The organism is Nitratireductor sp. XY-223, assembly GCF_004959855.1.
GTDB lineage: Bacteria > Pseudomonadota > Alphaproteobacteria > Rhizobiales > Rhizobiaceae > Hoeflea_A.
On the sequence record NZ_SPNT01000025.1, the window covers coordinates 21653 to 30384 of the forward strand.

Annotated in this window: 8 protein-coding genes, 1 tRNA gene and 1 rRNA gene; 1 reads left to right on the forward strand and 9 read right to left on the reverse strand. The window is 53.7% G+C overall.

Going from position 1 to position 8732, the window contains the following annotated elements:
• Positions 1-54: 54 nt before the first annotated feature.
• Genes E4M07_RS27820 through dcm form a run of 6 tightly spaced genes read right to left on the reverse strand, consistent with a single transcriptional unit; the run spans position 55 to position 6545 of the window.
• Complete coding sequence (locus E4M07_RS27820) at positions 55-906, reverse strand: HNH endonuclease (protein WP_169054443.1); 852 nt, start codon at positions 904-906, stop codon at positions 55-57.
• Entirely contained in the window at positions 896-2512 is a 1617-nt protein-coding gene (locus tag E4M07_RS27825) for an ATP-binding protein (RefSeq protein WP_136661685.1), read from the reverse strand. The genes E4M07_RS27820 and E4M07_RS27825 overlap by 11 nt, the downstream gene beginning before the upstream one ends.
• An 11-nt stretch (positions 2513-2523) precedes the next feature.
• On the reverse strand, positions 2524-2949 hold the full coding sequence (locus E4M07_RS27830; RefSeq protein ID WP_206057423.1) for an EcoRII N-terminal effector-binding domain-containing protein: 426 nt from the start codon (positions 2947-2949) through the stop codon (positions 2524-2526).
• Between the two features lie 5 nt (positions 2950-2954).
• On the reverse strand, positions 2955-4853 hold the full coding sequence (locus E4M07_RS27835; protein ID WP_206057424.1) for a DEAD/DEAH box helicase: 1899 nt from the start codon (positions 4851-4853) through the stop codon (positions 2955-2957).
• Positions 4850-5305 carry a very short patch repair endonuclease gene (locus tag E4M07_RS27840; protein ID WP_136661687.1) on the reverse strand — a complete coding sequence of 152 codons (456 nt, stop codon included), beginning with the start codon at positions 5303-5305 and terminating at the stop codon, positions 4850-4852. Before E4M07_RS27840 ends, E4M07_RS27835 begins: the two co-directional genes overlap by 4 nt.
• Positions 5298-6545, reverse strand: coding sequence for a DNA (cytosine-5-)-methyltransferase (dcm, locus tag E4M07_RS27845; RefSeq protein ID WP_136661688.1), 1248 nt, complete (start codon positions 6543-6545; stop codon positions 5298-5300). Before dcm ends, E4M07_RS27840 begins: the two co-directional genes overlap by 8 nt.
• Before the next feature lie 862 nt (positions 6546-7407).
• Between dcm and E4M07_RS27850 the strand changes: the two genes are divergently transcribed.
• Positions 7408-7863 carry a hypothetical protein gene (locus E4M07_RS27850; RefSeq protein WP_136661689.1) on the forward strand — a complete coding sequence of 152 codons (456 nt, stop codon included), beginning with the start codon at positions 7408-7410 and terminating at the stop codon, positions 7861-7863.
• Between the two features lie 280 nt (positions 7864-8143).
• Here E4M07_RS27850 and E4M07_RS29245 read toward each other — a convergent pair whose 3' ends face one another.
• The 3 genes from E4M07_RS29245 to rrf form a co-directional block, all read right to left on the reverse strand.
• Positions 8144-8302: a hypothetical protein gene (locus E4M07_RS29245; protein ID WP_169054445.1), complete on the reverse strand. Its 159-nt coding sequence runs from the start codon at positions 8300-8302 to the stop codon at positions 8144-8146.
• Between the two features lie 140 nt (positions 8303-8442).
• A tRNA-Met gene (locus E4M07_RS27855) sits at positions 8443-8519 on the reverse strand.
• A gap of 108 nt (positions 8520-8627) precedes the next feature.
• Positions 8628-8732: ribosomal RNA gene (rrf, locus tag E4M07_RS27860) — 5S ribosomal RNA — on the reverse strand; the annotation flags it as partial.

Below are 8732 nucleotides of genomic sequence, written 5' to 3' on the forward strand. Positions count from 1 at the left end.
CAAGAAGAAACTCACCCACCGTGGGCAAACTCTCGCATATCTAACTTGTCTGATCTAACTTGTCTGAGTATCGCGCTTCGCGAGAAACCCGCGCAGCTCTTCGATTGTAAAGGGCGGTGAGCGCCGGTGGGCCACGGAATGACAGTTGGAGCACAATGGTGCAAGATCATACCGCGGGTCGATCACGTAGTTCTCAGCTACCTCGCTGACGGGCACGACGTGGTGAATCTCTATGAAACCAGCAGCAGCAAGCCCGTATGAATCTTCAAAATTCATACCACAGACGGTGCAACTGCACCCGTGAATTGCGAGTGCAGCAGACCTGTTGCGCCTGTCGCGTTCGTAGCGATTGACTGTAACCTTCTGAATGGCGGCTTCCGGAAAACCCTCAACATCTGATGGCTCGTGTTCCTCAAGAGGCAGCAGTGCAACAACCGCCGCGACGAAGCGCGAAGTCCACTCGCGTACAAGCTGGCCGTCAGGTATCCCGTCTTCCGCTCCGAGTTCTATGTTGCCCTTTCGAATCCCGAACGTGAGCCTGTTCCAGGCTTCGTTCCACATATCGTTATCGCCATACGAATGGTCTTTGCCATTCGGCTGGATAGTGATGACAGCTCCGTGTTGCTCACAATCCTGCATGACAGAGCGAAAGACGGCCCTGGCGTCTTTCTCTGCATCGGACATAGCTTCCAGAAGCGGTCCGGCAAATTTCCCAGACTCAAATCCTATGCTGAGTCTTCGCCACTCAAGCCGTATCCTGATGGCAAATGTATGTGTCGGGTCATGATCGGCTGGCGTCAGTGCAATCCATCTGTGACCTTCGTCATCGGTGCCGGTCGAGCCCGTGAATTCAAGACCCGTCTCATTGCTGATGACCGTTGCCAGTGTTTCAGGATCAGGCGACATCCGCTTCAGATTCCGTATCTGGCTCCGGCAGGCTTTCGACAAGTTTGCGCAATATCCGGGAGACCTCATAACGCATGTCACTGAAATTCTCGGCAGTCTTGTCGGTGGTCGCACTCAGCTCGGCCACGCAAAGTGCCCACAAGAGGGAGTCCATACCCTGGACGGTGACGCTGGTGTTCAGGTTGGGGACATAGACCTTTCTGTAATAGGGATGGTCGGTATTGATCCGGACCGCCTTGTGTTGATCGATTATGGCAGGCTCGAACAGCAGACCGTCACTGACCTCATCGACTGGCTGGATGAAGACCTCGCCCGGTTTGGTTGCCGCTCCGACAGGAAGCTTGAGTGTGAATTTGCCTCTCGTATTTACAACGGTAACTTCGCCGGTATTCGGATCGGTTACGTTGACCTCGGCCCCGCCAACTTCGGCTTCCTTGTTGCCAATGTTGCGGTTGCTGGCGTCATGAGCGCTCTCGCTCTTTTTCGTGACATCTTTTTTCTGGCCTTCCCGGTATCGTCTGTTTGCATCCCGCCTTGGTGCTGGCAGGAACTGGTTCTTGAGCCAGTTCCACAGATCGTCATTGAGAATGATCTGTGACTTCTTGATGTCGAGATGGAATGCCTCATCAAGGCGATGGTCGAAAGAGAACTCTACTCGCAGCAGGGTGCTGTGCGGTTCCTTCTGGAACATACCCAGCCAGTCCGCATCGTGAATGAGACGTTCTTGCCGGTAAATGTAAATGCCCTGTCTTTCCGAAGACAGTTTTGCAGCTTTGGCAAGCTCGTCAGTGGGAAATTCCTCACGACGCGGCAGGATGAATGCACGGACCGTGAATTCGGCCTCTGCGCCGCTCTCGGTTTCGATTAGGATGGTGTCCGAGGCAACAAGCTCCGAAAGTCCTTCCTGAAATGGGTCCCACGCTTCGACCTTGTTGCCGTTGAGGCTGATGGAAACATTGCGGGCACGTTGGTCTTTGGCGTTCAGGAAACGCTGATATGTCTCCGCAAGATGGGCATGAAGCTCGATTACCCGTTTCGCCAGTGCCTTCTGGGCGGGCTTTCCGCCCGGGTTCTGATAATGCCCCAGAAGTCGATCAACCTTCGTCCAGACGACGACAGTTCCTGCTTTGTCGGAAGCAACATCACTCAGATGGGCGACGGCTTCGTCATCTGGCTCTTCGCTCATGAGCAGAAGCCATTTTTGTTTTTCCATCACATGATCGAGATCCCAGGTCGCCATATGCAGTGCCGCTTCGCCCGAATTTCGGGAGATGACGGAGAGCCTGCGGCAATAGGCAGTGGAGGCTGTTTTGAGACCAAGACCGTATTTGCCGAGGCTTGCCGGGTCAGCGCGGCGCGGCGATCCGTAGCGCATGGCTTCGATCAGCCCATCCCGGTCCATTCCCTCGCCATCATCGGCGATTGAGACACGAACGTTTCCCCGAAAGTCCTGGTTCACGCGGATGTCGATGTTGGTAGCAGAAGCAGCGATGGAATTATCGACAAGGTCCGCAACTGCAGTTTCAAAGCTGTAGCCGGTATCCCGGAGACCTTCCATCGTCCTCCCGGGATCGGGTACGGACAGAATTCCTTCATCTGACGACATTGTAACCTCTTTCAGATTTCTATAACTTTCCAGCCGGAACCAAGTTTGAGCACACCCCTTTCATCCTGCTTTGCTTCCGATTTCCGGCGGAAGTCTACAAGATAACTTCCATCTGCGCTGCGTGAGAGTATGACCTCATCCCCTGTTACAAGTCCCGCTTCCCTGATGAAGCGGGTCATGCGAGTAAGGCGATATTCATTCCGGGTGCCTCCAAAAAGGCTGTTATTATAGTATATAAACGCAAACTCCCATTCTGCCCCGGATTTATCAGTAAAAATCAGATGTGATCGTGGATTATATTTGCTCTTAACCAGCTCTGGGAAAAACGAAAGCAGCCTCTCTTCTTTCGGAACAAGGATTCCTGCCTGATGGCCGCCGGTTTCGCCAGTATCGTTTGCACTCAGAACCTTTGTTATCGACCTTTCAGCAATATGCACGATATTCACCTCATGATCGGCGACCGCTCCAGAGCCGCGACCAGATCAGCATATTCCTCATCGGACCCTTTGATCCCGACAATGGCTGCATTGGAGATTTGACGCTTGCGCTGCACCCGGTCTTCAACAACCTCTTCAACGGTACCTTCACATATCAGTCGCCTCACCATTACGGGTTTTGTCTGACCTCTTCGGTGCGCTCTTGCGGAAGCCTGGTCTTCGAGAGCGGGATTCCATTCGAGATTGTAGTGAATGACATGTGTAGCCGCGGTGATGTTCAGACCTGATCCGCCTGCCTTGGGGTTGAGTACCAAAACGGCAGCTCCTGTAACAGCAGAGTACTGATCGATCAGTGGCTGACGGCCATCAATTGGCGTTCGGCCATCCAGGCATGCTGAAAACACGCCAAACCTCTGTTGCACCTGTGAAGCAATCATATCGGCCATCAGCGTATAGGATGTGAAGATGATCGCTTTTTCGCCGGAAAGGATGATCTCTTCGAGAATCTCCATGAGGCGGTAAAATTTTGTGAACTCGGCCGAAAGGTGGTCCTGGTCGTGGTCGGGGAGCAAAAGAGGGTGTGCACAGAACTGACGAAGCTTCGTCAGAGATACCAGAGATGCGGCTTTGCCGTATTCCTCGTAAATGAGCTGTCTGATCCGTTCATATTCCTGAGCCTCTTGCTCTGAAAGCTCGATGATCTCGGGAATATCGATCCTCTCCGGAAGGTCCTGTGCAACCTCGGAAACCAGGCGTCGCAACATCAGCGGCGAGATAAGTGGTTCAAGGCGCTCTGCTGCATCCACATCATTCTCATACGCGGACAGGAAGTCGTCGATGCGACCGAGATAGCCGGGTAGCGCGAAGTCCATGATCGACCAGAGATCAAGCAACCTGTTTTCAACCGGCGTACCGGTCATCGCGAGTCCCGCCCCTCTTGTCAGTCGCTTGACAGAGCGGGTTCTCAGCGCTTCCGGGCTTTTGATGTTCTGCGCTTCATCAAGAATGACGACCGACCAGCTCACCATGTTCAGCAATGAGAGATCGCGGATGACCGTATCGTAAGAGGTGATGACGGCATCAAAACCTTCGAGGTCCGCAGGCCTGCCGGTACGCCTGCTTCCCTGGTGTTTGTGGACATGCAGATCAGGGGCGAATTTCTCAAGTTCACGCCGCCAGTTCTCAAGGAGAGAACCGGGCGCAACGACGAGCACGCGGGACAGATGGTCGTCTCCGCCCGGATCGCGAATGGCACTGATAACCTGGAGCGTCTTGCCGAGGCCCATTTCATCGGCAAGCAGGCCGCCAACCTGTTCCCGCAGGATAAAGCGGAGCCAGTGCCAGCCATCGGTCTGGTAAGGATAGAGGGTGGCGTTGATGCCAGCCGGTGCATCTCGGTAGCGGCGAACAAATCTTAGCGCCGACTGTTGATCGGAACTGGTCCGGTCAATGACTGTTTCCCCGTCGGCTGCTGCTGCCTTAAGATTGAGTAGTCCCCTAAGGGTCTCCACCTCACCAGCGCTGTTGACTTCGCTGCTCTCGATCAGCTCACAAAGTGCATCGAGACTGGCAGGGCCAATCGGATACCAAGTGCTGTCGGCGACCAAGTGACCGATATCAAGAATCGACTGGTTGACCGAAAACGTATTGCCTGACTGCGTGCGGGCTTCAAAAGATACAAGTGGCAGGCCGCCATCTTCGTTGTCAGAGACAATGGCGATCACTTCGACAGGGTATCTGGAAAAACTGAGTCTGCTGGCATCGCCACTCATTCCCGATTCGAGATCGGGCCATGCCGGTGTGTTCTCAACTACGGAACTGTAAACCTGATCCGCGGTGGGAACGATTTCCGCATCATCAGCACGAAGCTTGAGGACATTTCCGTCGAGTACCCACTCACTCAAGGCGCACCTCTGATCTCGGCGGAGGTCGTGCCGCCGGTCAACCATCTGGTTGCCTCTTCCAAGGCACGCTGAAAGCCCATGCTTTCTTTGCCGCGAACAGAACACTCCCAGATTGTGAGATGCCGCCAGCCGGCATCATCAAGCATGCTTCTGACTTCTGCATCGCGCTGCCTGTTTCGTTCAATCTTTTGCCGCCAGAACTCGCGCCGGGTATCGGGCAGTCTGAAAAGACGGCAATCGTGTCCATGCCAGAAGCAGCCATGGATAAGGAAGACCGCGCAGTACTTTGGAAACACCATGTCCGGTTTGCCGGGAACATTGCGGGCATGAAGCCGATAGCGGAACCCGAGCCCATGAAGTGCGCGGCGGAACATCATTTCCGGTTTTGTGTTCTTCGCGCGAATACCGGACATCATCCGGCTGCGCGTCTTCTGGTCAACGATGTCAGGCAATGGCCATACCCTCTTCTTCGGCCTGGTAATCCTTGATTGAGCGTCGCTCGGCAAGCCATGGCTGCATTTGGTGGGCAACGGCTTCGATTACGGGAACGATGACAGCATTGCCAAACTGCTTGTAGGCCTGTGTATCGGAAACGGGGATTTCAAAGGCGGCCTGTCCGGGACGGTCAAATCCCATAAGGCGGGCACATTCTCTCGGCGTCAGACGCCGGGGGGATTTTCCCCGTTGTCTGATGAGTATCTCTGAACCATCCTTGTAGTATCTGGCTGATAGGGTGCGCGCGACGCCGTCCGGGCCGAAAAGGCCGAATCCGAACCCGTTGCCCTTGGCCCGGTGTTTTGCGGCGTAATCCTGTAGATAATTCCAGAGGTGATCGGACAGCGTGTACTTGTTACTCACTTTTGCACGGCTTCCAAGAGTATAGTGTTTTTCCGGCTCTTCACTTCCATTTTCGGGATGGAGGACCGCATCCAGACGCGGATCTTTCTCCGGATCAGGAATGGAAAGATCGTCGAGCGAAAATCCGTTCGGCTCACGAAAACCGACAATGATAATTCTCTCGCGATGCTGCGGTACCCATGACTTGCCGTTTATGACCCGCGCCTGAACCTGGTACCCCAGCTCATCCCTGAGGGTTTGTTGAATGATTCTGAATGTGTTGCCGCAATCATGACTGAACAGGTTCTTGACGTTCTCCAGCAGAAACGCCTTCGGCCTGTGATGTTCAAGAATGCGGGCAACATCAAAGAACAGCGTGCCCTGGGCATCGCAACGGAACCCATGTGGACGGTTCAGCGCATTTTTCTTTGAGACACCCGCTATTGAAAAGGGCTGACAGGGAAAACCTGCAAGGAGCAAATCGTGCTCAGGAATTTCATCAACCCCAACCTTGGTGATGTCTCCGGCGATTTCGTGATCGCACTCATAGTTGGCAAGATAGGTTTCGCGGCAGTACTTGTCCCACTCGGCTGTATAGACGCATTTGCCCCCAAGCGGCTCAAAGCCCTTTCTCAGCCCGCCAATTCCAGCGAAAAGATCGATAAAACGGAACTGCGCAACCGGCGACTTCCTTTTCTCTCTTATCGTCGACCTGAGCAACTCTGTCGCCGCGCGCCTTGGTGAACCCTGCCCATTTTCCCAGCGGTATATTGTGCGTTCGGTATAGCCTGTGCGCAGCGCCACTTCCGGGATTGTCAGTCCGGCACGTTTCCGTAGGTTCGAGAAATCTGTCATGTCTTGCCTTGCAAAGTGATTCGCTGGGAACATTTGAGACATTGTGACATGAGAACAAAATAAGAACAAGCTTTTTGATCGATATTCCACAGCAGAATCAATATATTATATAAACCACAACGCTCTGATATCCTTCTCTCTGGGAAATTTTATGTACCTTGCGATGAGCCTCCAATCTAAGGCTATGGGTCTATTGCCCACGCGAAGTTTGCCAGTGACAGGAGAGGTCGCCTATCTTTCCGGCCAGACTGACACTCCACTGTACTCTCCTTCCCATTTGATCCCCGTCACGCTCGTATTTCCCAGAGTTCCGGCTCTCCCACTAATGAAATCCGAGGCCTTAGACTTGAGCTATCGGCTACATCTATCCCAGCCAGTCTAGGCGACTCTGTCTCACTCGGCTGCCCGGGACCACATAAGACGATCATGTTTTTCAACAAAGAAGCCTAAGGCTGCTGGCTGTTTACAAAACATTTTGATCAATGCAATAACGCTCACGATCAGCACCTTGGGTCGTGTATTGAACTAGCGGCCTGTCTAGTTGGAATTATGCTTCAGTAGGATTTCATCGCCCTCGTCAGGGCGCCGAAACACTCAGCTAGCCCCCGATCTTCCAAAGAAATCAAGCTTCCCCAGACTTCCTCCGAGCACACCTAATCATAGTAGCGACCACTCATGAGGTATTGAGTCAATAGCGAATCCAATGGGTCGAATAGGTCTCCTGCGATAAAATGCGCCTCCTTACACCAATTATTATTGAACAGCTTGGATGCCCCGCGGAACGACGCTAAAAAAATTCAGCGCCATTCAATCCGATGCCCATTGACCCGGCCCCGTGAATTCCGGTGACGTACTCCCTGGATTGTCCCCGTTCAACAAGTTAGCTCTGTTCATGTTTTGGTCGCTCTCTGACCGAGTTGCAGATTCCTTTGGTGTCCGACTTCGAGGCTGGAATGCAGATGGCGATATTGCCTTTCCTTCTGCGCCGACCGCACCGGGTCTGTATCGTTTTCGCTACATGGACAGCGACAGCAGCAGGCACTACATCGGCGAAACAACCGAATTGCGACGCCGTTTCCAGCACTACAGAAAGCCGGGGCCATCTCAGGCGACCAACATTCGCATCAACACGCTTCTGAAGGCACATTTGGAATCAGGCGGCAGCGGCGAAGTCGATATCATCGTGGACGATATAACGCTGACGATCAATTGCGAGACAGTTGACGCTGATTTGAGTGACAAGGCGACACGTCGTCTGCTGGAAAATGTCGCGCTGGTAGCCGAAGACAGCACTGACATCGACAAGCTCAATCACTAACCGCGCGTCGGACGATAGGCAACTCAGGGCTGCTCCTGAAAGATTTCACCCACAAAGCTGCGATAGCCGCGCACAATATCTTCCAACCCTCTCCCCATGGCGCACATTTATGCCTTCTTTGAGGGTCATGACATCCTCCCCAACAAACTCTTCCTCTGTTGGCAAGGTGAAGCGGTATACCTTCTCCAGAAGCGGTTTCAGACGCAGTTCCAATCACTCAGGCTGGGGCAGAGGGGCCACAAGACAGACTTGAAGGCACCATCAGCAGCACTCGATGAAATCATCCGGTATCTGGTCGGCGTTCGAGACCGGCCTGTTTATGGTCCTTCTCGGAATCGAACACGTCGCCCGCCGCAACGGCCGCCTCGGCATCTACGATTTCGTCGCCTATATCGAAGGCACCTTTGAGAACATTGTCATCAGCAGCAAGCAGCGACAAGACCAACGATCCCGCTTGGAGGGGCGGCCAGCCATGTGCTCGCGGGTTTTGTCTGCTTACCTACTGCTTACCTGCTCGAAGTGTGGCAAGAAAACAGCTCGGATATCTTTCTTCAAACTATTGATTGTATTTGATAAATTTGGTTGCGGGGGCAGGATTTGAACCTGCGACCTTCAGGTTATGAGCCTGACGAGCTACCGGACTGCTCCACCCCGCGTCAAATTGTGCTGTTCTACCGTTCGTACCGAAAGGACAAGCGCACCGGAAATGGTGCTGGATTGGGCTTGGTTCGGACATTGTTTCAGAGAAGTTTTGCTATTTGCGGACCTGGCGGCGCCCTACTCTCCCGCGTCTTGAGACGAAGTACCATTGGCGCAGGGGTGTTTCACGGCCGTGTTCGGGATGGGAACGGGTGCAGGCACCCCGCCAT